General features: G+C 64.2%; 20 protein-coding genes. 9 read left to right on the top strand and 11 right to left on the bottom strand.

Annotated elements, in window-relative coordinates:
• Positions 1–224 precede the first annotated feature (224 nt).
• Positions 225–2105 carry a glycosyl transferase family 1 gene (locus tag FFS45_RS21600; protein ID WP_137956663.1) on the top strand — a complete coding sequence of 627 codons (1881 nt, stop codon included), beginning with the start codon at positions 225–227 and terminating at the stop codon, positions 2103–2105.
• A 122-nt stretch (positions 2106–2227) separates the two neighbouring features.
• Here the strand turns inward: FFS45_RS21600 and FFS45_RS21595 are convergent, their stop codons facing one another.
• From FFS45_RS21595 to FFS45_RS21585, 3 genes are all read right to left on the bottom strand, one after another.
• Positions 2228–2818 carry a hypothetical protein gene (locus tag FFS45_RS21595; protein WP_137956662.1) on the bottom strand — a complete coding sequence of 197 codons (591 nt, stop codon included), beginning with the start codon at positions 2816–2818 and terminating at the stop codon, positions 2228–2230.
• Between the two features lie 156 nt (positions 2819–2974).
• Positions 2975–3292 carry a hypothetical protein gene (locus tag FFS45_RS21590; RefSeq protein ID WP_137956661.1) on the bottom strand — a complete coding sequence of 106 codons (318 nt, stop codon included), beginning with the start codon at positions 3290–3292 and terminating at the stop codon, positions 2975–2977.
• A 196-nt stretch (positions 3293–3488) separates the two neighbouring features.
• Positions 3489–4835, bottom strand: coding sequence for an LLM class flavin-dependent oxidoreductase (locus FFS45_RS21585; protein WP_137956660.1), 1347 nt, complete (start codon positions 4833–4835; stop codon positions 3489–3491).
• 262 nt (positions 4836–5097) lie between these two features.
• Here FFS45_RS21585 and FFS45_RS21580 point away from each other — a divergent pair, with 262 nt between their 5' ends.
• The 8 genes from FFS45_RS21580 to FFS45_RS21545 all read left to right on the top strand — a co-directional run bounded on the left by FFS45_RS21580 (position 5098) and on the right by FFS45_RS21545 (position 12432).
• A complete protein-coding gene (locus FFS45_RS21580) occupies positions 5098–5946 on the top strand; it encodes a class I SAM-dependent methyltransferase (RefSeq protein WP_137956659.1) in 849 nt (282 codons plus the stop codon).
• Positions 5947–6210: 264 nt separating this feature from the next.
• The gene (locus FFS45_RS21575) at positions 6211–7203 is read left to right on the top strand and encodes an aliphatic sulfonate ABC transporter substrate-binding protein (protein WP_171029707.1); all 993 of its coding nucleotides are present in this window, start codon (positions 6211–6213) and stop codon (positions 7201–7203) included.
• Positions 7204–7211: 8 nt separating this feature from the next.
• Entirely contained in the window at positions 7212–8135 is a 924-nt protein-coding gene (locus FFS45_RS21570) for an ABC transporter permease (protein WP_137956657.1), read from the top strand.
• Positions 8132–8881 (top strand): ABC transporter ATP-binding protein, encoded by a 750-nt coding sequence (locus tag FFS45_RS21565; RefSeq protein WP_137956656.1) that lies wholly within the window; start codon positions 8132–8134, stop codon positions 8879–8881. The genes FFS45_RS21570 and FFS45_RS21565 overlap by 4 nt, the downstream gene beginning before the upstream one ends.
• Positions 8882–9131: 250 nt before the next feature.
• Positions 9132–10022, top strand: a complete 891-nt coding sequence (locus FFS45_RS21560) for a transporter substrate-binding domain-containing protein (protein ID WP_137956655.1) — start codon at positions 9132–9134, stop codon at positions 10020–10022.
• The gene (locus tag FFS45_RS21555) at positions 10019–10762 is read left to right on the top strand and encodes an amino acid ABC transporter permease (protein WP_137956654.1); all 744 of its coding nucleotides are present in this window, start codon (positions 10019–10021) and stop codon (positions 10760–10762) included. The genes FFS45_RS21560 and FFS45_RS21555 overlap by 4 nt, the downstream gene beginning before the upstream one ends.
• Complete coding sequence (locus FFS45_RS21550) at positions 10752–11561, top strand: amino acid ABC transporter permease (protein ID WP_137956653.1); 810 nt, start codon at positions 10752–10754, stop codon at positions 11559–11561. The genes FFS45_RS21555 and FFS45_RS21550 overlap by 11 nt, the downstream gene beginning before the upstream one ends.
• Entirely contained in the window at positions 11548–12432 is an 885-nt protein-coding gene (locus tag FFS45_RS21545) for an amino acid ABC transporter ATP-binding protein (RefSeq protein ID WP_137956652.1), read from the top strand. Before FFS45_RS21550 ends, FFS45_RS21545 begins: the two co-directional genes overlap by 14 nt.
• Before the next feature lie 5 nt (positions 12433–12437).
• Here the strand turns inward: FFS45_RS21545 and FFS45_RS21540 are convergent, their stop codons facing one another.
• From FFS45_RS21540 to FFS45_RS21505, 8 genes are all read right to left on the bottom strand, one after another.
• Positions 12438–13772: an LLM class flavin-dependent oxidoreductase gene (locus FFS45_RS21540; protein WP_137956651.1), complete on the bottom strand. Its 1335-nt coding sequence runs from the start codon at positions 13770–13772 to the stop codon at positions 12438–12440.
• On the bottom strand, positions 13769–15142 hold the full coding sequence (locus FFS45_RS21535; protein ID WP_137956650.1) for an MmgE/PrpD family protein: 1374 nt from the start codon (positions 15140–15142) through the stop codon (positions 13769–13771). Before FFS45_RS21535 ends, FFS45_RS21540 begins: the two co-directional genes overlap by 4 nt.
• Positions 15143–15432: 290 nt before the next feature.
• Complete coding sequence (locus FFS45_RS21530) at positions 15433–16200, bottom strand: amino acid ABC transporter ATP-binding protein (RefSeq protein WP_137956649.1); 768 nt, start codon at positions 16198–16200, stop codon at positions 15433–15435.
• Complete coding sequence (locus FFS45_RS21525) at positions 16197–16877, bottom strand: ABC transporter permease subunit (RefSeq protein ID WP_137956648.1); 681 nt, start codon at positions 16875–16877, stop codon at positions 16197–16199. The genes FFS45_RS21530 and FFS45_RS21525 overlap by 4 nt, the downstream gene beginning before the upstream one ends.
• 20 nt (positions 16878–16897) lie before the next feature.
• Positions 16898–17677 carry an amino acid ABC transporter substrate-binding protein gene (locus tag FFS45_RS21520; RefSeq protein ID WP_137956647.1) on the bottom strand — a complete coding sequence of 260 codons (780 nt, stop codon included), beginning with the start codon at positions 17675–17677 and terminating at the stop codon, positions 16898–16900.
• 292 nt (positions 17678–17969) lie between these two features.
• Positions 17970–18362 carry a 2-oxoglutarate dehydrogenase gene (locus FFS45_RS21515; protein ID WP_249362875.1) on the bottom strand — a complete coding sequence of 131 codons (393 nt, stop codon included), beginning with the start codon at positions 18360–18362 and terminating at the stop codon, positions 17970–17972.
• Positions 18363–18418: 56 nt separating this feature from the next.
• Complete coding sequence (locus FFS45_RS21510; RefSeq protein ID WP_137956646.1) at positions 18419–20275, bottom strand: peptidase S10; 1857 nt, start codon at positions 20273–20275, stop codon at positions 18419–18421.
• Between the two features lie 501 nt (positions 20276–20776).
• Positions 20777–22189, bottom strand: a complete 1413-nt coding sequence (locus FFS45_RS21505) for a CocE/NonD family hydrolase (protein ID WP_137956645.1) — start codon at positions 22187–22189, stop codon at positions 20777–20779.
• Positions 22190–22248 lie beyond the last annotated feature (59 nt).

Below are 22248 nucleotides of genomic sequence, written 5' to 3'. Positions count from 1 at the left end.
CGCGCTGACACGGAAAATTCCCAAAATATCCGGCCAGGCATATTTGATATGGGCCAACGGCGATAATTCGATCCTGGATCGACATCGGCCCATAGTCGTTAGCCATGCTTATCTTTTGAGCGTCCAGCCAGCGCGACCAACCCGAGGCCTTGCGTCGCCGGCTCAGTGAGCCACACCTTTAGCCACACCTTTAGCCGTACCAGTTTCCACAGAAGATTGAACCGATGGAAGAAACTTTCTCGCTCGACGATTTCGAGCAACTCGTCTACTCCCACGCGTACGATCAAGCCGCGCTCAAGTTCATCTCGGCGCTCGCGCTCATCCACAAGAAGCGTGGCGCGCTCGACGAAGATTTTTCTGCATCGGGCATGACCGGCCTGCCCCCGGACGAACAGCGCGAGCGTTTCTGTACCCGTCTGACCAGCGCGGCTCTGACGCTGTTCGCCAACCCGCAGTTTCGGCCCGCCAACGAATTCTTCAGGCTCATGCTGACGCTGCACGAGTGGATTGGCATGCTGTTTTCCGCCACCGCTTTCGGCAATGCAGATCACGTCACCCGCCACCTCAATCCGCGCGGCCCCACGAACCGGCAGTTTCTGCCGGGCGATCAGTTTATCGAGAAGCTGTGCGTGCTCTATTCGAGCGAATCGGAACTGGAAGTCGATTTCGCCGCGCTGTGGGCGCACGATAAAACCGTCGCGGCCTGTCTCGCGCTGGTGCTGATGGCGCCGCAATTCCATGGCTCGGCGCCCGCGCACGGCAAACGCGAAGCGCTGCTGGAATGGCTGCCCGGAAAACTGCAGCAGATCGGCGACCTGGACGACCTGCCCACCGCCGTGCTGCACAACACCTATATGTTCTGCAGCTACGCCGACACGCCGCGGCGTCATGCAATCAAGCGCGACATCAACGTGCTGGTGCGCCGCAAGCTCGAGCGGCTGGGGCTGACCGATCTGCCCGCGCCGGCCCCTGTTGCAAAGGGCCCGCGGCATGGCAAGAAGCCGTTGATGGTCGTGGTGACGGAATGGTTCGGCGGCGCTCATTCAATCTACCGCACGCATTCGCGAACCATCGAAGCGGCGCGCAAGCACTTCGAAGTGGTCGGCTTCGGTTTCGGCTACGCGATCGACGACGCGGGCCGCGCGATCTTCGACCGCTTTATCGAGCTCGAGAAGCCCGATTACCTCGGCGATTGCCTGAGGACAATCCGCGCTTTCGCCGAGGCCGAGCAGCCCGAGGTGCTGTATATGCCGAGCGTCGGCATGTTCGTGCTGACCGTGTTCATGTCGAACCTGCGCATCGCGCCGCTGCAGATCGCAGCCCTCGGACATCCGGCCACCACCCATTCGGACAAGATCGACTACATCAGCGTCGAGGAAAACTACGTCGGCGACCCCGCCTGTTTCAGCGAACGCCTGCTCGAACTACCCAGGGACGGCCAGCCCTACCGGCCGTCGCAGGCACTGCCGGAAATCGCCCCGCGCGTGCCGGAGCGGCGCGAGACGATCCGGATCATCGTCACGGCAAGCACCATGAAGCTCAATCCGGCGTTCCTCGATGCCTGCAGGCAGATTCAGGAACGCGCGAGCATGCCCGTGCAGTTCCACTTCATGACCGGCGCGCGCCAGGGCTTGCCGCTGCTGCACATGCGCCGCGTGATCGGCAAGGCCGTGCCGGGCGCCGTGACGCATGGCTTTCACGATTACGCCTCGTACCTGGCGCGGGTCGACGACTCGGACCTGTTCCTGAGCCCGTTCCCGTTCGGCAACACCAACGGGATTGTCGACGCCTTCACGATCGGCCTGCCAGGCGTGTGCAAGACCGGTCCCGAGGTGTTCGAGCATATCGACGGTGCATTGTTCGAACGCGCCGGCATGCCTGGGTGGACCACGGCCGGCACTGTGGAAGCCTATATCGAGGCCGCCGTGCGCATGATCGGCCAGCACGACGAACGCGAAGCGTTGCGCCGACAGCTGATCGAAACCAGCGCGGTCGAGCGGTTCTTTGAAGGATGCCCGGAAGCTTTCGGCGAGCGCGTCTTGAGACTGGTGCGCGAGGCCCGCAAGCGCAGGGCTAAACCGGCGCAGGCCGTGAGCGTAGTCTGAGGATAAGGGGCGAGCACGCCCCTGCTACTGATGGTGAACGGCCGGGCGCCTGAGCATCGCGGCGCTGAAGTCCGGCGCTGCGAAATCCATGCCGCGAAACGCAACGCCGAGGGCGGCAGCGCTTACTCCGTGCTGTCGTTTGCGGCGTCCTCGTTGGTCTTGACGAGCTCTGCCGGCGCCAGCCAGCGGAACGACGCCAGATTCAACCCCGTGAAGGTGCATTCGACAGCCGCGGCCTTCACCACTTTCTTGGGTTTGACCGGTTTTGCAGTTGCCGCGGTAGCGGAAGCGCCCGAGGCGGCCGCGAGCGCCGTGGCCGGCACGGCCGCGGAAGCGGCCGAGGGGGCCACGGCCGCGCCGGCCGCAACGCCCGAAGCGGCGCTCGCCGTAGCGGCTGAGTCAGCCGTAGCATCCGATGCGGCCGCTACCCCCGAAGCGCCCTTCGGCGCGGACGCCGCCGCCACTTCCGAGGCGGTCTGCATATGCGAAAGCGAGGCCTCCACGACAACCCGCGTGCCGTGGATACCGGTACCTGTATGGTCGACGGAGAGCTTGTCGATCGACGCCTCGGGGAACTGTTCGGGCGACACGTCAGCCAGCTTGCTGCGCATCATCTGTTCACACGCGCTGGTGTTCTTGTAGAAGGCCGTACACCCCGCGAGCAGCACGGCGGCGGTCGTTACGCATGCGAGAGATAAAGTGCGGATCTTCATTGATATTCCGGTTTTCAGGCTGACGGCATTGTAGCGTATGGGCCACGCCACGCGCACCGCGGCGGCCCGCGCGCCGCGCCCGCGCGAAACCGCCGCGCCCGCGAATGCGCAGGCTGCCGTCGAGCCTTACCGGATTGTTCGCCGTCGCGCCGTCAATCAGTTCGCCGGCGGCGGTTGCACATAAGTGCGCACGCCCGCCAGCGGTGAACCGTAACCGCCCGCCTCGGCATTGTTCGGCAGCCCGTTCACCAGTTGCGCGCGCGGGTCGACCGGGTTCAGGTTCATTTCACCCGCCTGCTGGTTGCCGTGCGACGGGTATTCGCTGCCGAGCGGCGCGTTCGGCATCAACTGTTTGCCGTTTTGCGGCGCATTCACATCGTCCTGCGGGGTGAGGCCCTGGGCGCCCGCCTGAGCGGCGGCGCCCAGCGCTGCTGCACACAATACGGCCTGCAATAGCTTCGATGTCAGCTTCATGTTGCCTCCAGCACAAAGAAGTGGGTCGGGTACGGCCAGCGTGCGCGGCCGCCGGAAATACACGGGACATTGCTTACCTGCATGAACGAGCGACGGCGGTCTTGCCGAGCCCGGCCGCCAGGCGCTCGTCACTTATACGCATGAACGACGCGACTGGTTTCAATTGTCGTGCGCCCACCCGGCACAACGCCCGCACTCAAGCGCGGAAAAAGCGGTTTTCCGGCCGCGGCAAGCCGAGATTTTCGCGCAGCGTCGCCCCTTCGTATTCACGCCGGAAAATACCGCGCCGCTGCAGCTCCGGAATCACCTTGTCGACGAAATCGTCGAGGCCGCCCGGCAGATAGGGGAACATCACGTTAAAGCCGTCCGAGCCCTCGCCGACGAGCCACGCTTCCATCTGATCGGCGATCATCGCCGGCGTGCCGACCATTTCGAGCCCCGAGTAACCGCCAATACGCTGCGCCAGTTGCCGGATCGTCAGATTGTCCCGCTGGGCCCATTCCACCACACGCTGCCGGCTGGTACGGCTCGCATTGCTCTCCGGAATCTCCGGCAGCGGGCCATCCGGGTCCAGGCCCGACACATCGTGTCCGAGCGCAATCGAAAGCGAGGCGATGCCGCTGTCGTAATGCACGAACGTGTCCAGGCGGGCACGCTTTTCCAGCGCTTCATCGAGCGTGTCGCCCACCACCACGAACGCGGCGGGCAAGATCTTCATATGATCGCGCGAACGCCCGAGTTTCTCCATGCGGCCTTTGACATCCGCGTAAAAGCGCTGGCCGTCGGCGAGCGTCGTCTGCGCCGTGAAAACCGCTTCGGCGGTTTCGGCGGCAATCTGCCGGCCCGCTTCGGATGAGCCGGCCTGCACGATCACCGGCCAGCCTTGCACCGGGCGTGCAATATTGAGCGGCCCGCGCACCGAATAGTATTCGCCCTTGTGATCGAGCACATGCAGCTTGTCAGGATCGAAGAAGATGCCGGACTCGACGTCGCGAAGCAGCGCGTCGTCAGCCCAGCTATCCCATAGTCCGGTGACGACATCGAAGAATTCGCGTGCCCGCCGATATCGTTCGTCGTGCTCGACATGCTCTTCGAGGCCGAAGTTAAGCGCGGCGTCGGGGTTCGAGGTGGTGACGAGATTCCAGCCGGCCCGGCCGCCGCTGATGTGATCGAGCGAGGCGAAGCGGCGCGCGACGTGATACGGCGCGTCGAACGTGGTGGACGCCGTGGCGACCAAACCAAGGCGTTCGGTCACGGCAGCAAGCGCCGGCAGCAAGGTCATCGGTTCGAACGAAGTAACCGTGTGACTGCGCTTTAACGACTCCACCGGCATGTTGAGCACGGCGAGATGATCGGCCATGAAGAAGGCGTCGAAGCGTCCGCGCTCGAGTGTCTGTGCAAAGCGCTTCATGTGCGCGAAATTGAAGTTGGCATCGGGGTAGGCACCCGGATAACGCCAGGCGCCGGTGTGTATCGTCACGGGGCGCATGAAGGCGCCAAGGCGCAACTGGCGCGGCGGGCGTGACTGGGCAGACGTAGACATGCAGGACTCTCCGCTTGAATCGACGATCCCCGCTCACCCTGCTGGCGACGCGGGATTGAGATGTGCACTGTGATCCCGGCTGTACCATCAGCCGCACACAGCTGGCTCGCGAACTACCATACGCTGAAACCGCGCCACGTGCAGAACGCGCGCCGTGCAAAACGCGCTGCAAACGCTTATCGTTAGGCCTGTTTTCGCTCTTGCTGCCCTTGCCGCTCTTGCCAGGGTTCACCGCGGCTCACCCGAACTCACCCCGGACACCATGACTCACTACTCCACTTCGCTGCTCCGCACGCTGCGCTACACACTCGCCGGGCTATCGGCTGCACTCCTGCTGGCGGGCTGCGCGTCGGCTCCATCCAGCCAGGACTCGCTCGCCTCGGCCGTCGCCGGCCCGCAACGCAGCGACGCCGCGAAGGCACGCGACATCTACCGTCATCCACAAGGCACGCTGCAATTCTTCGAGATCTCGCCGACGCAAACGGTGCTCGAAATCGCACCCGGCGGCGGCTGGTACACGGACATTCTCGCGCCCTATCTGCATGATCGCGGCACGCTCTATGAAGCCGAGTACGTGAGCCCATCTCCCTCCGCTGCGGCGGAGGAACAGGCCGGCCATGCCGCGCTCGCGCGCAAGCTCGCGGCGACACCGGCCATCTACGGCAACGTGGTGGTCGGCACGCTGCAAGCGGGCCAGTTCAACGGCTTCGAGGCGAACGGCAACATCGACCGCGTATTCACGTTCCGCAATATCCACAACTGGATCAAGGACGGCCAGCTCGACGCGAACCTGCGCGCCTTCTACCAGGCGCTCAAACCGGGCGGCATACTGGGTGTCGAAGAGCATCGGGCGGCGCCGGGCACCTCGCTGCAGCAGATGATCGACAGCGGCTACGTGACCGAGGCCTACGTGATCGAGCACGCGCGCGCCGCGGGCTTCGAGCTTGCCGGCGAGAGCGAGATCAACAGCAACCCGCGCGACACCAAGGACTATCCGCACGGGGTGTGGTCGCTGCCGCCCACCTACGAAGGCGGCAGCGTCGACCACGCACGCTTTGCCGCGATCGGCGAGTCGGACCGCATGACGTTGAGATTTGTGAAGCCAAACTAAAGACAGCTGTGAGCGGAACCGTGACCGGGACCGCGCAGCGCCTGCCGGCACTGACGCGTGCGCACCCGGAACAAGGGACGAGCAGCGCCGGTCAAGCGTCATTTCCAGCGTTGCAACGCCGATAAACGCCGCCGCCACTCCGGCATGCCTGCAATATCGCTGCCGCGGGTTTCCATGTGATTTTTCATTGGTTACTGAACGCCGCGTCTTTCATTACATTGATCGGTTCACACAACTCGATCTATGGATACTGGGAGACCACCCATGAAGCGGCTCTTCAATCATGCGCTAGGCCTGCTGGCAGTACTGGCGTCGTGCCTCGCGGCAATGGCGGCGGCGCATGCCGCCACGCCGCCGGAGATCCGCGTCGACTACGCGTACTACTCGCCTGAAAGTCTCGTGATCAAGCGCTATGGCTGGCTCGAAGACGAATTCAAACCCGATCACGCGCAGATCACATGGGTCTTGAGTCTCGGCAGCAATCGCGCGCTCGAATATCTGAACAGCGGCGCAATCGATATCGGTTCGACCGCGGGTCTCGCCGCCGTGCTCGGCAAGGCAAACGGCAATCCGATCAGGACCGTGTATATCTTCTCGCGTCCCGAGTGGACCGCGCTGGTGGTCCGCAAAGATTCGCCCATCAAGACGCTCGCGGACCTGAAGGGCAAGAAGATCGCCGCCACCAAGGGCACCGATCCGTTCCTGTTCACCTTGCGCGCATTGCATACGGTCGGACTGACGCGCGACGACGTCGAACTCGTCAACCTGCAGCATCCGGACGGCCGCACGGCGCTCGCGAATGGTCAGGTGGATGCATGGGCAGGGCTCGATCCACACATGGCGGCAGCGCAGATCGACGACGGCGACCGCCTGCTCTACCGCAACGTCGATTTCAATACCTACGGCTTTCTGAACGCGCGCGAAGCGTTTCTGCAGCAGTATCCCGAGACCGTCGCACGCGTGCTGAAGGTCTACGAAAAGGCCCGCCTGTGGATCATCGCGCATCCCGACGACGCCGCAAAGATCGTCGCCGAGGAATCGAAAGTCTCGCTACCGGTCGCAAAGCTGCAGTTGCAGCGTAACGACTTTAGCCAGCCGGTGCCGGGCGCGCAGCAGATTGCCGCGCTCAAGGCCGCGGCGCCGATCCTCGTGCAGGAGCAACTGGTGAAACCTGGCACCGACCTGTCGCAGGTGATCGATGCGCTGGTCGACTCGCAGGTCGCGCAACCGGTGGTGACGGCGGCAAGGGCCCAGTGAGTGCGGAGATGGCAGCGAGTTCCGATGAGACTTTGCCGTTCGATGCTGACAAGGTGCGCAGACCGGGAAGCCATGCGCCGTTAGCAGATCGTGCCGGCCGTGCAACGCCGCCCTCACGCCAGCAGCGGCAGCAGCAGCGCGGCCTGCGCCGCTGGCGGATCGCCGGACTGCTCCTGCCGCTTGGCCTGCTCGCGCTCATCGAAGTGCTGGTACGCACACACGTCGTGCCGGATCATCTGCTGCCGGCCCCCACCACGATCGCCGAAACGCTCTGGCAAATGGGCGCAGCCCGGCTCGGACGCCATATCGCGGCCAGCACGCTGCGGGTGCTGGCGGGCTTCGCTATCGGCGCGGCGCTCGCGCTCGTGCTGGGCGCCGCGATGGGTCTGAGCCGCCGGCTCGATGCGCTGCTGGAACCGTGCTTCCAGGCGCTGCGCTCGATTCCGTCGCTGGCGTGGGTGCCGGTGCTGCTGCTGTGGATGGGTATCGACGAAGCCCCCAAGATCACGCTGATCGCGATCGGGGCATTCTTCCCCGTGCATCTGAGCGTGGTGGCCGGAATCCGCGGCGTCGACCGCAAGCTGGTCGAGCTTGGCGCGATCTACCGGCTGACCCCTGCTGCGCTATTCCGGCGCATCCTTCTGCCGGCGGCGTTGCCGCAGATTTTCACAGGCCTGCGCACGGGCCTGAGCCTCGCGTGGATGTTCATGGTCGCCGCCGAACTGATTGCGGCGACTCGCGGCCTCGGCTACATGCTGAGCGACGGCCGCGAAACGGGCCGCCCCGACCTGGTATTCGGCGCGATCCTGCTGCTCGCCGTGCTCGGCAAGCTGAGCGACGGCGCGATGCGCTGGCTCGAAAACCGCGTGCTCGGCTGGCGCGACGCCTTTGACGCGTTCCATGATTCGTCACGTGCGGGAGAGCAACGATGAGCGCATCCCCTCAAGCGGCGCTGCTGGACGTGCGCATCGAAGCCAAACACTATGCGGCCCGGACCGTGCTCGAGCATTTCTCGTTGCGCATTGGGCACGGCGAAATTGTGAGCCTGGTTGGCCCGAGCGGCTGCGGCAAGAGCACGCTGCTGCGGATCGTCGCCGGACTCGACCGGCAGTACCAGGGCGAAGTGCGTATCAACGGTGCGCCCCAACACGGGCCTTCCCCGCAGATCGGCGTGATCTTCCAGGAACCGCGTCTGCTGCCGTGGCTCACAGTGGCGGACAACATCGGCTTCGAGGCGGGCCGCGATGGCGGACGCGATCCGCGGGTGGCGCGCCTGCTCGGCGAAGTCGGCCTCGACGGCCAGCAGCATGCGTTGCCCAAGGCGCTCTCCGGTGGCATGGCGCAGCGCGTCGCGATTGCGCGAGGACTGTTCTCGCAACCCGAGCTGCTATTGCTCGACGAACCGTTCAGCGCCGTCGATGCGATGACGCGCATGCGCCTGCAGGCCCTGCTGCTCGCGGTGACGCAAACGCACGGCACGGCCGCCCTGCTCGTCACTCACGATCTGGACGAGGCGCTCTATCTAAGCGACCGTGTGCTGTTGATGGCGGCGGCGCCTGGACGGATCGACCGCGAATACCGCGTGGCACGGCCACGACCGCGCGAGCGGCGCGACCCGGTGCTTGCCGATCTGCGTGCGCAACTGCTCGAACGGCTCGATTCCTTCGAAGCCGTGTGAAGCGAGACTTTTCCGTCACAACACCTCTATCGACGTCACAACGCCGGTTCTGTCTGCGCAAATGCGCGAATCAGATAACGGTATGAAAAAAGCTTGGTTCTGGATTGAGCCTCGCTTGTCGAGAATAGCCCCGTACGCTGCGTGAGGCGCGCGCCTCGCATGACGTTGCACCGCGAACGGGCGCAGCGCCGAACACGCGCGCCGCCGAAGGGGCACACCAGCCATTCCCATAATCGACCCAGCATCTGTCATGTCCAACCGTCCGACCCGCTCCGCCCCGCCGCCATCGACTCACCGCCCATGGTTCTCCGCCCTGACACGGCGCGCCCTTGGCCGTACCGCCCTCGTGCTCGCCGCCGCCCTAGGTGCGAACGCCGCCCATGCCGACAGCACGCTCGATCGCATCCACGAGCGCCACAAGCTCGTAGTCGGCGTGATCCTCTCGGGGCCGCCGTTCGGCTCGCTCGACCCGGCCACGCAAAAGCCGGTCGGCTTCAACGTGGACCTCGCCGAGAACCTCGCCAAGCAGCTCGGCGTGGACATCGAAATGATTCCGGTGCAACCGTCCAATCGCGTGCAGTTCCTCCAGCAGGGCAAGGTCGACGCGCTGATCGCCAACATGGAAGTAACCCAGGAACGCGCGCAGATTCTCTCCTATCCGCCCACGCCGTTCGAGGAAATCGGCGGCGCGCTGATCACGCGCAAGGACAGCGGCATCAAGAGCTGGAGCGACCTGCGCGGCAAGGCCGTGTGCGTCTCGCAAGGCAGCAACTACGCCAAGCCGCTCGCCGAGCAATACGGCGCACAGGTCAAGGCCTTCCGCGGCCAGCCCGAATCGCTGCTCGCCCTGCGCGGCAACAACTGCGTGGCCGCCGTACACGTCGCGCCGACGCTGCGCCTGCTGGTCGCGCGCAACCCGGACTGGAAGGACTACACGATTCCCGTCTCGAACGATCTGATTCCGTCGCCGTCCGTCATCTGGGTCCGCAAGGGAGAAACCGATACGCAGAACGCGTTCGAAAAGGTTGTCGAGGACTGGCACCGTTCCGGCTGGCTGATCGACACCGAGCACAGGAACGGCATGCAGCCGTCGCAGGCGGTGCTCGACCTGCACGCAAAATTCAAGGCGCAACCGGCATGAGCGTGGCGCTGGCCGAACAGGCGGTGGCCGCGCTCAACAGGCTCGGTCTCGACTACAGCTTCGTGCTCGCCGCCGACGAACGCGCCTCGTTCCTGCACGGCATGCTGGTGACGATCGAACTGTCGGTGGTGACTGCATTCTTCAGCCTCGTTGCCGGCGTGCTGCTGGCTGCCATGCTGAGCTCGCCGCGTGCGGCGCTGGCACGGCCGGCGCGCGTGTTCGTCGAGATCACCCGCAATACGCCGACGCTGGTGCAACTGTTTTGCGCGTTTCTCGTGCTCAACATGTTGCTAAGCCAGGCACTGCGCGAGCTGGGCGGCAACCCGTTGACGCCGTTCATCTGGAGTGTGATCGTGATCGCGCTGCATAAGGGCGCGTTTCACGCGGAGGCGCTGCGCGCCGGCATCGAAGCGGTGCCGCGTGCGACGCTCGAAGCCGCGCAGTCGCTCGGCTACAGCCGCAGGCAGCGGCTCTGGAATGTGCAGTTGCCGCTCGCGCTGCGCTTCGCCTTGCCGGCGCTCGTCAACAACATGGTCGATCTGGTGAAGATGACCACCATCGCCTCGGCCATCGCGGTCGGCGACGTCACCTACGCGTCGATCATGATCTGGACCCAGCGCGACAACGTGCTCGAACTGATGATCCTGATCCTGCTGTTCTTCGGTGCGCTGACCTTCCTCGTTAACCGCGCGGGCCGCTGGCTCGAAACCCGTTTGAGGATGCCCGGCTATGGCCACTGAGCCGTTCGCTTTTAGCGCCGCCGGCGCGCCCGTGCGCCGTCAGTGGGTCAAGGTAATCGGCGTCGTCGCAGTGGGCGCGCTGCTGGCACTGCTCGAACGCGAACTGGCGAGCCACGCGCACAACGTCATGCTGGCCGCGCTCGTCACCTGGGCTCCGGCGCTCATCAAGGCGCTCTGGGTCAACATCGAAATCAGCCTGCTGGCGATTGCGATCGGCACCGTGGCGGGACTGGCGCTCGGGCCGCTGTTGCTGTCGCCGCTCAAGGTGGTGCGCGTCGTCACACGTGCCTACGTGCAGGTGTTTCGCAACGCACCCTTGCTGGTGCTGATCTACTTCTCGACCTACGTGTTTCCGTTCGAGATCGCGCTCGGCCATCACACGCTGCCCTTTCCCGACTGGTTCAAGGTGACGCTCGGCCTCGCCTTGCCGGCGAGCGCCAATGTGGCGGAGATTTTCCGCGGCGCGATCCAGTCGATCCCGCACGCCCAGTGGGACGCGGCCCGCTCGCTCGCCTTCAGCCGCGCCCAGGTGCTCCGCTGGATCATCCTGCCGCAGTGCGTAAAGCGTATGCTGCCGCCGTGGATGAACCTGTACTCGAGCATCACCATGGGCACCGCCCTCGCCTCGCTGGTCGGCGTGCACGATCTGCTCGATACCGCCCAGGTGGCAAGCAACACCGTGGCGCGCGCCGACTTCACGGTGCTGGTCTACTTCACCGTGCTGGGCCTCTTTTTTGTCTACTGCTACCCGATTGCGCGCTTCACACGGCGCCTCGAAAAACGCTATGCCTTCAGTTGAACCCTCAGTTGAACCTTCAGTTGAACCGCTCCCCGCCGCCCGCAACGCTGTGCGCCCGCTCGTCAGCCTGCGCGACGTGCATCTGTCGTTCGGCGCCAACCCGGTGCTCAACGGTATCGACCTCGACGTGTTCCGCGGCCAGGCCGTCTCGATCATCGGCCCGTCGGGCTCGGGCAAGTCGACCATCCTGCGCTGCATCACCGGCTTGCTCAAGCCGCAGAACGGCACGATCGAAGTGGACGGGACACGGGTGGACCAACTCAGCTCGGAGCGCGACGAGATCGAACTGCGCAAGCGCGTGGGTTTCGTGTTCCAGCAGTACAACCTGTTTCCGCATCTCAGTGTGCTGGACAACCTGGTGGTGGCGCCTGTGCGCATCCTGCGCCGCGACAAGGCCGAGGCCACCCGCACCGCTTACGATCTGCTCAAGAAAGTGCGGCTCGCCGACAAGGCCCACGCCTATCCCGGCGAACTATCGGGCGGCCAGCAACAACGGGTGGCGATTGCACGGGCGCTGGCCATGCAGCCGGATCTGATCCTGTTCGACGAAGTGACTTCGGCGCTCGACCCGGAGACGGTAGGCGAAGTGCTGACGGTGATCCGCGATCTGGTCAAGGACGGCATGACCTGCGTGCTGGTCACGCATGAAATGCGCTTTGCGGAAGAAGTCAGCGATGCGGTGTATTTCACCGAGGCCGGCGTAATCGTCGAGCACGGCCCCGCGCAGCGCCTGTTCCGCGAACCGGCAAGCCCGCGCACGCGGGCATTCCTGACGCGTTCGCTCGCCGCCGCCAATGACGAACGCGAGGCCGCGCGCAGTGAAGCCGCGCGCGTGTCGATTCCGCTCGATCTGCGGAAATTCGCTATTTGATCCGGCTACTCTGCCGCCGCGTAGCGGCTTGCCGGCCGCGGCAAACCCAGATGGTCGCGCAAGGTCGTGCCGCTGTACTCGGTGCGAAACAGGCCGCGCCGCTGCAACTCCGGCACCACCAGTTCGACAAAGTCGTCGAGGCCGCCGGGGAAATACGGCGGCATGATGTTAAAGCCATCCGCACCTTCGCCGACGAACCATTCTTCCAGCGCATCCGCGACCTGGACCGGCGTACCCCACACGATCCGATGCCCGCGTGCGCCCGCCACCAGGTGATACAGCTCGCGCAGGGTGAGATTTTCGCGCCGTGCCAGATCGGTCAGCAGCTTCGCACGGCTTTTCAGTTGCTCCGATTCCGGCAGCTCCGGCAGCGGGCCATCGAGCGGATATCCGGAGACATCGTGACCGAGGCGATCGGACAGTAACGTCAGTGCCCCCGACGTATCGGTCCATTGCTGCAACTGCGCGTACTTGTCCTTGGCTTCCTGCTCGGTCCTGCCGATCACCGGGAACACGCCCGGCATCACATGCAGTTGCTCGCCGTCACGGCCGAACTTCGCCAGCCGCCCTTTGAGATCGCGATAGAAGATGCGTGCTTCGTCGAGCGTCTGCTGCGCGGTGAACACCACTTCCGCGGTGCGCGCCGCCAGGTCCTGTCCCGGGCCCGACGAACCTGCCTGAATCACAACCGGGTGCCCTTGCGGCGGGCGCGACGCATTCAACGGCCCTTTCACCGAAAAGAAGCGGCCCTGGTGAGCCAGCGTATGCACCTTGGCAGGATCGAAGTAGACGCCGCTTGCCTTGTCGCGCACGAGCGCATCGTCGTCCCAGCTATCCCACAGGCCCTTGACGACATCGACGAACTCGCCCGCCATCTCGTAGCGCAACGCATGATCCGGGTGATTGCCGCGAGTGAAATTCGCCGCGGTGCGATCGTACGAGGTCGTCACGACATTCCATGCGGCGCGGCCCTGGCTCAGATGATCGAGCGAGGCAAAGGCGCGCGCCACGTGATACGGCTCGCTATAGGTCGTCGATGCCGTGGCGGCAAGGCCGATATGGCGCGTGCCCATGGCGAGCGCCGACAGCAGGCACAGCGGCTCGATGCGCATCGCCATCGACGGATGCGCGTCCGGGCCGCTCGTCAGGCCGTCGGCGAGAAACACCATGTCGAACCTGGCGCGTTCGGCGGTCTGGGTGATCCGCTGCATCAGGGCGAGATTCTCGCTGCCGGCCTGGGCATCCGGGTGACGCCAGCCGGCCACGTGGTGGCCTGCCCCCTGGATAAACAGCCCGAGGCGCATTTGCCGCTTCGCGGCGGAAGTTTGAAAGGTACTCATGCTTTGATCTTGGCGAAGGACTGAAAAATGATGGCGAGATCGTCCGCGCTCTGCATCGTCTCGACGAGCGCGGGCAGCGTGGCGAAGCCGGCGTGCTGATCGACCGCATCCGCGAATTTGGCCTGCAGGTCTTCAGCACTGTAGAGACGGTCGGTCTTGTGGCTTAGCACCGTGCCGTTTTTCAACGTGATCGTCACGGCGGAGAAGCGCGTCGACGGATCGGTCGAGGCACGCGGCGCGCTCTCGTCGTGCGTGCGCGAGACGCGTGCGGCGAGCGTCGCCAGTTCCGCGCGCACCGGCACGTCGGCGAAGGTGGCGACGCCGGCCGCGCCGTCGGTCAAGGCGGCGGCCAACGCGTACTCCACGCTAAAGCGAGCTTCGAGGCCGGTGGCGGGCGCATGGCTCAATAGCGGGGTATCGCCGCCGGGCGGAAAGGTCACGAGCACGTGCTCGATCTCGTGCGGTGTCAGGTCATGTGCACGGCGCAATGTCAGCGCCGCATGCAAGGCGTAGTGCGTGGCCGTGCAGCAAGGCCACGGCTTGAAGTACAAACCGGGTGTGACGATCTGCCAGGGCGCGCCCCAGCCTTGCAGCACGCGCTCGGGCTGCGCCGCGCCGGCGCCGAATACGCCGAAGAAGCCGGTCGGGCCGTCGAGCGCGCCTCGCGAGCCCTGCAAGCCCGCGGCCGCAAGCTGTGCGGCAAACAGTCCGGCTCGCGCGGCCTGTCCGGCGTGCAGCGGCTTTGCCTCGCTGCCGAACTGCAGGCGCAGACCGGCCGATTGCGTGGCGGCGAGGCCCAGAGCGTTTTCTATCGCGGCCTCATCGAGCCGCAGCAGAAACGCCGCAGCCGCCGCGGCGCCCAGCGTGCCGAGCGTCGCGGTGTTGTGAAAGCCCTGCTCGTAGTGACGGCTGCCCAGCGCAAGACCGAGGCGCGCCATCGTTTCGACGCCCACCACGTAGGCGGCCAGCAATTCGCTCGCGCTGCTGCGCCGGCTCTGCGCCAGCGCAAACAGTGCGGGCAACAGCACCGTGCCCGGATGGCCGCGCACGCTGCTATGCACGTCGTCGTAGTCCAGCGCGTGGCCGGCGTAGCCGTTGAGCAAGGCGGCATCGAGCGCATTGACGCCGGCCGGGTAGCCGATCACGGCGGCCTCGCCGCGGCTGCCGGGGCCTGTTACCGCCAGCAGTTTGCGATAGCCCGCATCGTCGGCGCCCGCGAAGGCTGCGGCAAGAAAATCGAGCACGCCGCGGCGCGCGGCGGCAATCGCCGCGGCGTCCGCGAGAGGCGCCGAAGCGGCAATCGCGCGTGCGAGTTGGCGGGTCACGCCGTCAATGGGTTCGGGAATGGCAGATACGGGTAGGCTGGACATATCGGGCGGTGAAGGTGCGGATGAGCGCGAGCCGAATCCAGCGCAGTTTGCGTAAGCAGGAAACCCCGATGAATTCGAGCGGCTCGATGGCGGGCATGCAAGCGCGCACGTTCAAACGTGCGGCCGGCACGCGGCTACCCGATGGATGCTAGCGAAGCGTGGCATGAGTCACAAACAAGATTTCCCGCTTTCGATATCGCGTTTACAGCGATGCTCGAACGGAGGCGGCCGCTGCGCCGTTCGGCCAATCCTCGCGGGGTTGTCGCGGGGCAGCGTCACCCTTTACTTCGTCACTCGACCCACGCATCCGGCAAATGCTGCGTCAGCGTCGACACAAAACGCGCGGTCTGAGCTTCGCGCGGCTGCGTAAAGATCTGCCGCGACGCCCCCGCCTCCACCACCGCGCCGTTGTTCAGAAACACGACGTCGCGCGCAATCGTCGCGGCAAGACGCAGATCGTGCGTCGCCATCAGCATCGTCATGCCTTCGCTGGCAAGCTGCCTGAGCACCTCGACCACTTCGGCGGCGAGTCCCGGATCGAGCGCCGAGGTCGGTTCGTCGCACAGCAACACCTCCGGCGAAGGCGCGAGCGCGCGTGCAATCGCTACACGCTGTTGCTGGCCGCCGGAGAGCGTGACCGGCCAGGCATCCGCCTTCTGAGCGATGCCGACCTTCGTCAGCAGTTCATGCGCGCGTTCGCGGGCCCGTGCCTTGTCCCACTTCTGCACGGTCAGCAGCCCTTCCATCACGTTCTGCTCGACCGTCAGATGCGGGAACAACTGGAAGTTCTGAAACACCATGCCGGTGCGGCGCCGGATCGCCAGCACCGCGTCGCGTGCGGGCTTGTGCTCGCGGCTGAACTCGAGCCGCTGCGTACCGAGTTCGAGCGAACCGCCTTCGGGTATCTCCAGCAGGTTCACGCAGCGCAACAACGTACTCTTGCCGCTGCCAGACGGACCGATCAAGGCGGTGACGTTGCCCGGCGCGAGCGTCAGATCCACCGCGCTCAACACCCGATGTTCGCCAAAGAACTTCTCGATTTTTTCCAGCTTGATCATGCGTTGCCCGCCTGGAAAAGCGCGTGACGGCCGAAGCGTTGCTCGAGCCTGACCTGCGCCGACGACAACACTGAACTGAGCACCAGATAGACCAGCGCCGCCTCCGTATAGAGAATCAGCGGCTCATAGGTCACCGAGGCAATCCGCTGGGCGGCCTGAAACACTTCGGGTACGGTCAGCACGGCCGCAAGCGAGGTGTCCTTGACGAGCGAAATAAACGAGTTCGACAAGGGCGGCAACGCCACCCGTGCCGCCTGCGGAAGGATGGCGCGGCGCAATGCTTCGCCGCGCGTCATCCCCATCGAATACGCCGCCTCCCACTGCCCTTTCGGGATCGACTCGATCACGCCGCGGATCACTTCGGAGTTGTACGCCCCGACATTGAGCGAGAAGCCGATGATGGCCGCCGTCAACGGATCGAGCACGATCCCCACGTTCGGCAGGCCATAGAAGATCACGAACAGTTGCACCAGCAAGGGCGAACCGCGGATCAGCCAGACATAGAAGCGCACGATCGCCACCGCCCAGCGCGGGCCGAACAGGCGGATCAGCGCGGCCGCAAACGCCAGCAGCAGGCCGAGCGCGAACGAAGCGAGGGTGAGCGGCACAGTGAACACAAGCCCCGCGTAAACGAGGGGCCACAGCGACTGCGCCATCAGATGCAACCAGGCTGGCATGATTCGAACCTATCCCGCGCTTACTGGGAGACGTCCTTGCCGAAATACTTCTGCGAGATCTTCGCGTAGGTGCCGTCCGCCTTGATATCGGCGAGCGCCTTGTCGATTGCCGCCACCAGCTCCGGGTCGCCCTTGCGCAGCAGCACGGCCGACTTGTCGCTGTCCGAAGCATTGTCGAGCGCGACGATCTTCACCTGCGCGTCGGGCTTGTGCTTCTTGAAGTCGAGGAACGACAGCGAATCGTTGACCGTCGCATCAACGCGGCCCGAGGTCAGCAGATCGATCGACTCGTTAAAGCCCTGCACAGGCACCACATCCGCGCCGTGGTCCTTGGCGATGTGGCCGAAATTGCTGGTCAGGGTGTTGGCCGACTTCTTGCCCTTCAGGTCGTCGAAAGACTTGATGGTGGTGTTGTCCGAGCGCACGATCAGCGCCGCATGCGAGGTAATGTACGGGGTCGAGAAGTCGTATTTGAGCTTGCGTGCATCGGTTACCGCGACTTCGTTGATGACCGCGTCATAGCGGTTCACGTCGAGGCCGGCAATCAGGCCATCCCATTTGCCTTCGACAAACTCAGGCTTCACGCCGAGACGCTGCGCGATCGCGGTGGCGATTTCCACGTCGAAGCCGGTCAGCTTGCCCGACTCGTCGTGATACGTGAACGGCGCGTAAGTGCCTTCAGTGCCGACCTTGAAAACGCCCGCTGCCTTGATCTGGTTGAGCTCGTCCCCAGCGAATGCCGGAGTGAGCGCCGCGGCTTGCAGCAAGGCGATCAACAGGATTGAACGAATCGATTTCATGAAAGGATGCTCCGTAGAAGTTATTGTATGAAGATACCGCTGCTGCCTGACCAGCCGCCCCGGTTGAGTGGGCGGACTGTAGCAAACGGCCCCTGGATCTACAAAGCATCAAGTTTTCGAAGAATATGCGTCCTCGTGATAAGCCGCCGGCACAAGGGTTTGGGGCGCTTGGGCGCCATGATGCGGCGGCGCCCCGGCGCCGGTCAGCGAGTGCAGGAGTCCGCTACGAGCAGGCTCGCGGCAGGGTCATGGCAGTCGAACTTCTGCTCGCCGCGTGGGCAAGGCCGATTCGCTACCGGCCCTGTTGCTGAAGATACTGCCTGACGTCGCTCATGGTCACACTGCCCTTGTGGCTGGTATCGATCTGATCGAAGTGCTTGGCCACATAACCGAGCCCGTCGGCCTGCGCCTGGGCTTTGGTCACGGCCGCGCCGTTGCTGAGCGCCGTATTGCCGCCCAGGCGCGCTTCAAGCCGCTGCTGGGCCTGCTGCTGAAGCGTCGAACCGGTCGAAGGCGTAACAGGTGCCGCGCGGTTTTGCGGAAAGAACGGGCCGTCGACGCCACGGGCTCCGTTAGGCAGCGTCGCGGGCGCCACCGCCTGAGGCGGCAGTGCATGCGCGCTGCCGATCAGGCAGCCCAGCACGATCAACGGAGAAATACGTCGCAACATATCGAAAAGAGACATGATGACTCGCATTGTTCAAGTGAATGGAGTACCGCCAACGCATCACATGGTATCGGTCACGGCGCCGCCTGCGCCGTAGCGGTCGGCTGGCTGGCCGGGCTTTCGTCGCTCCAGGGCGGGGGCAGCGTCCACAGCGCCAGCGCGTCCGGAAGCGGCGTGCCCCGGTAAAAGCGCACCAGATCCCGTTTCATCGCCGGCCGGGCGACGTCATCCAGATAGATCATATGCCCGCCCTGAAAGAAGTTGACCTGCAGGTCCGGGTTCAATCCAGGCACCGTCTGCAAGCGCGCCAGTTGCTTCTCGGTATTGAAGAACGGCGTAGCCAGATCATGAAAGCCGTTTTCGGAGAGCACCCTGAGCTTCGGGTTCAATGTCAGTGCACCTAACAGATCGGGAATCGTATCGGGCAGAGGCTGCCCGTCATGCGCGAAATTCCACACCTCGATGATGTTGTCGTTCAACGGCACATACGTCGCGTTCGGCGCCGAATACCCAAGATAGTCCGGCAACTGCGTCGCGAGCGCCGTCGTGAACGGTTGCGAGATCAGAATGTCCGACGGATCGGAATCGCTCTGCAGACGCGGATCCGAATTCGGCAACGACACGCGTCCGTCGTACCGGCCTATCGTCGTGCCGGGAAGCAGGCTGGTCGAGAAAGGATTGGTGTTGAAGTAGCCTTGCAGCGCCTGCAAGGTCAGGCCGGAAGGCAATGTCCAGTCCTGCAGTGTGGATGGACGGGGGAACACCGGTGTGCCCAGGGCATCCGGAATGCCAAGCTGGCTCAGTACCCAGGATTGCGAAAAACGCCTCAACCGCTGGTACTGGTCCGTGACGAACAGACTGGTCTGCAGCGCGTAAAGGTCCTGATTGAGCGGCGTCGGCGATGCCTGGTTGTAGTAGGCCGCGACTTCCGCATAGCCGGGGAAGTAGCCCGCCAGCGTGTCCGTATCGAGTGCAAGCGCACTCGTGGAGTCGGTAATGGCGACCGCCTCGATCGCGTCGGCAAAGTAGTTCAGGATGGACGACTGCAGCACGATACCGGTCAGATGCACGCCCGCGGATTCCAGCGCGAGTGCCAGCATGTCGGTGCGCGGCGTGCCGTACGACTCGCCATACAGATAGAGCGGCGAACTGCTGCGGTTATTCACCGTCACATAGCGCTCGATAAAATCCCGCATGATGTTGACGTCCGCGTCCGTGCTCCAGAAACTCTGGTTCGTGTTGGGCAGAATCGCCTCGGATAGTCCGGTACCCGGAGGGTCGATATACACCAGATCCGTGGTATCGATCAGGCTGTCCTTGTTGTCGACGAGCGGGTAATTCGGCCAGTTTCCAAACAGCGGATCGGGGGTGGCGACTCGCGTGGGCGCAAATGATCCCAGCCGCAGCCATATCGAAGACGATCCCGGGCCGCCGTTATAGACAAAGGTGACCGGCCGCGGCGCACCGCCGGCGCCCGGCGCCGTGTACGCGACATAGGACATCGTGGCTTCAGGATTGCCGCTGGAGTCCATGGCGGTCAAATGTCCCGTGGTGGTCGTGTAATTGACCGGCGTACGGCCCAACGACCATTGGTAGTGCATGATGGCCGCCTTCTCCGCGACCTGTGACGCGGCGAGACCGTCGGTTGCGTTGGTCGAATAGGCGACCGGGTCAACGTAGGGCTGATTGGCGGCTGGCGTCTGCGCTTGCGATTGTGTCTGTGCCGTCGACTGTGTCTGGGCTTGCGACAGGGCCGTGGCCTGCTGGTTCGCCGCCGTCTGCTGCGCATTGGCAGCGGTGCCGGCCACCGAACCGCCGTCGCCTCCTCCGCATCCGCCGAGCAGCGCAGTCACGAGCGCCACAGCCCCTAATACCGGCAAGCAGCGCCGGTCGCGCCGGCGCTTGCCGGCAAGACCCTCATCTCGTTTCATCTCTATCCTCGGTGGTGGGTTCAGCTACCGTTTCACAAAGGCCGCTATCGTCGAAGAGAATCCGTCGGAGCCGTGTTCATACGGATTGCCGGGGATTGCCGTGGATCGGATCAGACAGCGGTTGAGAGCCAAGTTGATTCAACGGGCATAGATTCGAGCAGTCATGCTAAATCATTAGCATTCCTGTTTATTCAGATTGGATAATCCGCTCACATGGGTGGCGATATCGTTTAGTTGAATCGTCGCGTTCGGACTGCAGATGAAAAATAGGAGACGCGGTACGCGTTTGTCAAGGAAGCATCGGCGCAGCATCAAGCAAAAAATCGACGAGGATAAAACCGCGAAACAATGACCGGAAAAACGAAGTCATCCGGTGCCGTGCTACCCAAATTTACCTCATGATTTCGCAATACCGGTACGCAGCATTCAACTTTTTGGAAACCGTTCGGAATCCTCGTGAAGCACTTACGACCCGTGGTCTTTTGCGACGCACAAACCCGCTCACTTCCCCATCCACACCACGTCGCGATTCACCGCATAGAGCTGGCAGCCGGTGTGTCCGTTGGCGCACGCAACCAGCGCATCGTTGATCGGATCGACACCCGATCCCGCGCCCCAGGCTCCATCCGGGGCAATGGCAAATGCGCGCGGATTGCGCGTGCCCAAAAACCGTTTGTATGCCTGACGACCTTGCGCATTCAGATAAGGAACGGCCTCAACGTTAGCGAGCGCGGCGAACCTGGTGCCCGGTGGCTCGCCTTCGAGCCGCGGCCAGACAACCGTATTGTCGACCGCGTAGATCTGGCAATAGCGCGTCAGCTTCCAGCATTTATCGAGCGCCGAGAGACCTGGATCGAAACCGCCTGAAGCGGAGACCGCATTCGTCGAGCCGATGGCAATGGCGCGCGGCAACGGCGCCGCCAGAAACCGCCGGTACACCGTGTCGAGCTCCTTGTCATTCATATACGGCACAGCGCTCAGGTCGTTGATGTCCGCATACGCGCTCGCCGCGCGGGCGCGCTCCGGCAGGTACTCCGGATTGACCTCCTGGCTCGGCATGCCGATGCCGGCGAGAAACGTGTCCGCTTTCTGCACCCACAACGGCAAGCCCGCGCCCGATGCCGTCATCCCGTGAGCATCCGTCTGGAACACGCCGTAGTCCACCAGTTCGGCACGGGCACCCGCCGCGGTGTACTGCCTGAACATCCCTTGCCATGTCGAAGTGGAAAAGATCTGGTCGTTCTCGCCGAAGAACCAGATCGAACGCAGCTTGGTTCGTGCGCCGAATTGTCCCGCCGCGCTGATCAGGCTCGCATCCGGGCTACGGCAATCCGACTCCTTGACGCCACCCGCAAAACTCAGGAGCCCCTTGACGTCGGGTGGATTGAGCGAGCCGAACGCCAGCGTGTTCCATCCGCCCATGCTTTTGCCGGCGACGATAATCTGCGAGGCGTCGATGCCAGGCAACTGCTTGACGTAATCGAGCACCTTGCGGATGTCGCGCGCCGCGTCAAGACCGATCCCGGCGACGTCGCAGCCATGCGGCCGCTGATAGCCCCCGGAGCCGGCATAGCCGCGCATCATCGGCATCGCCACCGCATAGCCGCGCGACAGGAAATAGTAGGGAATGAAGTTGTCGCCCACGCGCGGCGCGTTCGCCGGAACCGGCGATGAGCCGTGATTCACCAGCACCAGCGGAAACGGCCCGCCGTGCGAGGGCATGAAGAGCGTCACCTGCAGACGCACCGGCGGCGAGGTTTCCACCGGCACGCTCAGGATCTGTTCGTTGAGCGGCGCGCGCGGCGCGTCCTCGGGTGGGATCGCCGGCGGCGCATCGGCGAAACCGGGCCGCATGAACAGGACAAGCGGCGCCACCAGAAGGAGCAAAAACAGCGAAGAGATCAGTCTCGACATAGACGGCCTGAATGAGGCGGCACCTGCCCGCATCTGGATAACGGCCATCCCGGCGGAAA

Origin of the sequence: Burkholderia sp. 4M9327F10 (genome assembly GCF_005503145.1) — a bacterium.
Taxonomy (GTDB): Bacteria; Pseudomonadota; Gammaproteobacteria; order Burkholderiales; family Burkholderiaceae; genus Paraburkholderia.
Note: the sequence above shows the minus strand (reverse complement) of the source record. Positions and strands in the feature narration are given on the sequence as shown.

Excerpts from the sequence above, each read along its gene's own strand:
- FFS45_RS21600 (WP_137956663.1), top strand. The coding sequence starts at position 225 with ATGGAAGAAACTTTCTCGCTCGACGATTTCGAGCAACTCGTCTACTCC.
- FFS45_RS21595 (WP_137956662.1), bottom strand. The coding sequence starts at position 2,818 with ATGAAGATCCGCACTTTATCTCTCGCATGCGTAACGACCGCCGCCGTG.
- FFS45_RS21590 (WP_137956661.1), bottom strand. The coding sequence starts at position 3,292 with ATGAAGCTGACATCGAAGCTATTGCAGGCCGTATTGTGTGCAGCAGCG.
- FFS45_RS21585 (WP_137956660.1), bottom strand. The coding sequence starts at position 4,835 with ATGTCTACGTCTGCCCAGTCACGCCCGCCGCGCCAGTTGCGCCTTGGC.
- FFS45_RS21580 (WP_137956659.1), top strand. The coding sequence starts at position 5,098 with ATGACTCACTACTCCACTTCGCTGCTCCGCACGCTGCGCTACACACTC.
- FFS45_RS21575 (WP_171029707.1), top strand. The coding sequence starts at position 6,211 with ATGAAGCGGCTCTTCAATCATGCGCTAGGCCTGCTGGCAGTACTGGCG.
- FFS45_RS21570 (WP_137956657.1), top strand. The coding sequence starts at position 7,212 with ATGGCAGCGAGTTCCGATGAGACTTTGCCGTTCGATGCTGACAAGGTG.
- FFS45_RS21565 (WP_137956656.1), top strand. The coding sequence starts at position 8,132 with ATGAGCGCATCCCCTCAAGCGGCGCTGCTGGACGTGCGCATCGAAGCC.
- FFS45_RS21560 (WP_137956655.1), top strand. The coding sequence starts at position 9,132 with ATGTCCAACCGTCCGACCCGCTCCGCCCCGCCGCCATCGACTCACCGC.
- FFS45_RS21555 (WP_137956654.1), top strand. The coding sequence starts at position 10,019 with ATGAGCGTGGCGCTGGCCGAACAGGCGGTGGCCGCGCTCAACAGGCTC.
- FFS45_RS21550 (WP_137956653.1), top strand. The coding sequence starts at position 10,752 with ATGGCCACTGAGCCGTTCGCTTTTAGCGCCGCCGGCGCGCCCGTGCGC.
- FFS45_RS21545 (WP_137956652.1), top strand. The coding sequence starts at position 11,548 with ATGCCTTCAGTTGAACCCTCAGTTGAACCTTCAGTTGAACCGCTCCCC.
- FFS45_RS21540 (WP_137956651.1), bottom strand. The coding sequence starts at position 13,772 with ATGAGTACCTTTCAAACTTCCGCCGCGAAGCGGCAAATGCGCCTCGGG.
- FFS45_RS21535 (WP_137956650.1), bottom strand. The coding sequence starts at position 15,142 with ATGTCCAGCCTACCCGTATCTGCCATTCCCGAACCCATTGACGGCGTG.
- FFS45_RS21530 (WP_137956649.1), bottom strand. The coding sequence starts at position 16,200 with ATGATCAAGCTGGAAAAAATCGAGAAGTTCTTTGGCGAACATCGGGTG.
- FFS45_RS21525 (WP_137956648.1), bottom strand. The coding sequence starts at position 16,877 with ATGCCAGCCTGGTTGCATCTGATGGCGCAGTCGCTGTGGCCCCTCGTT.
- FFS45_RS21520 (WP_137956647.1), bottom strand. The coding sequence starts at position 17,677 with ATGAAATCGATTCGTTCAATCCTGTTGATCGCCTTGCTGCAAGCCGCG.
- FFS45_RS21515 (WP_249362875.1), bottom strand. The coding sequence starts at position 18,362 with ATGTCTCTTTTCGATATGTTGCGACGTATTTCTCCGTTGATCGTGCTG.
- FFS45_RS21510 (WP_137956646.1), bottom strand. The coding sequence starts at position 20,275 with ATGAAACGAGATGAGGGTCTTGCCGGCAAGCGCCGGCGCGACCGGCGC.
- FFS45_RS21505 (WP_137956645.1), bottom strand. The coding sequence starts at position 22,189 with ATGTCGAGACTGATCTCTTCGCTGTTTTTGCTCCTTCTGGTGGCGCCG.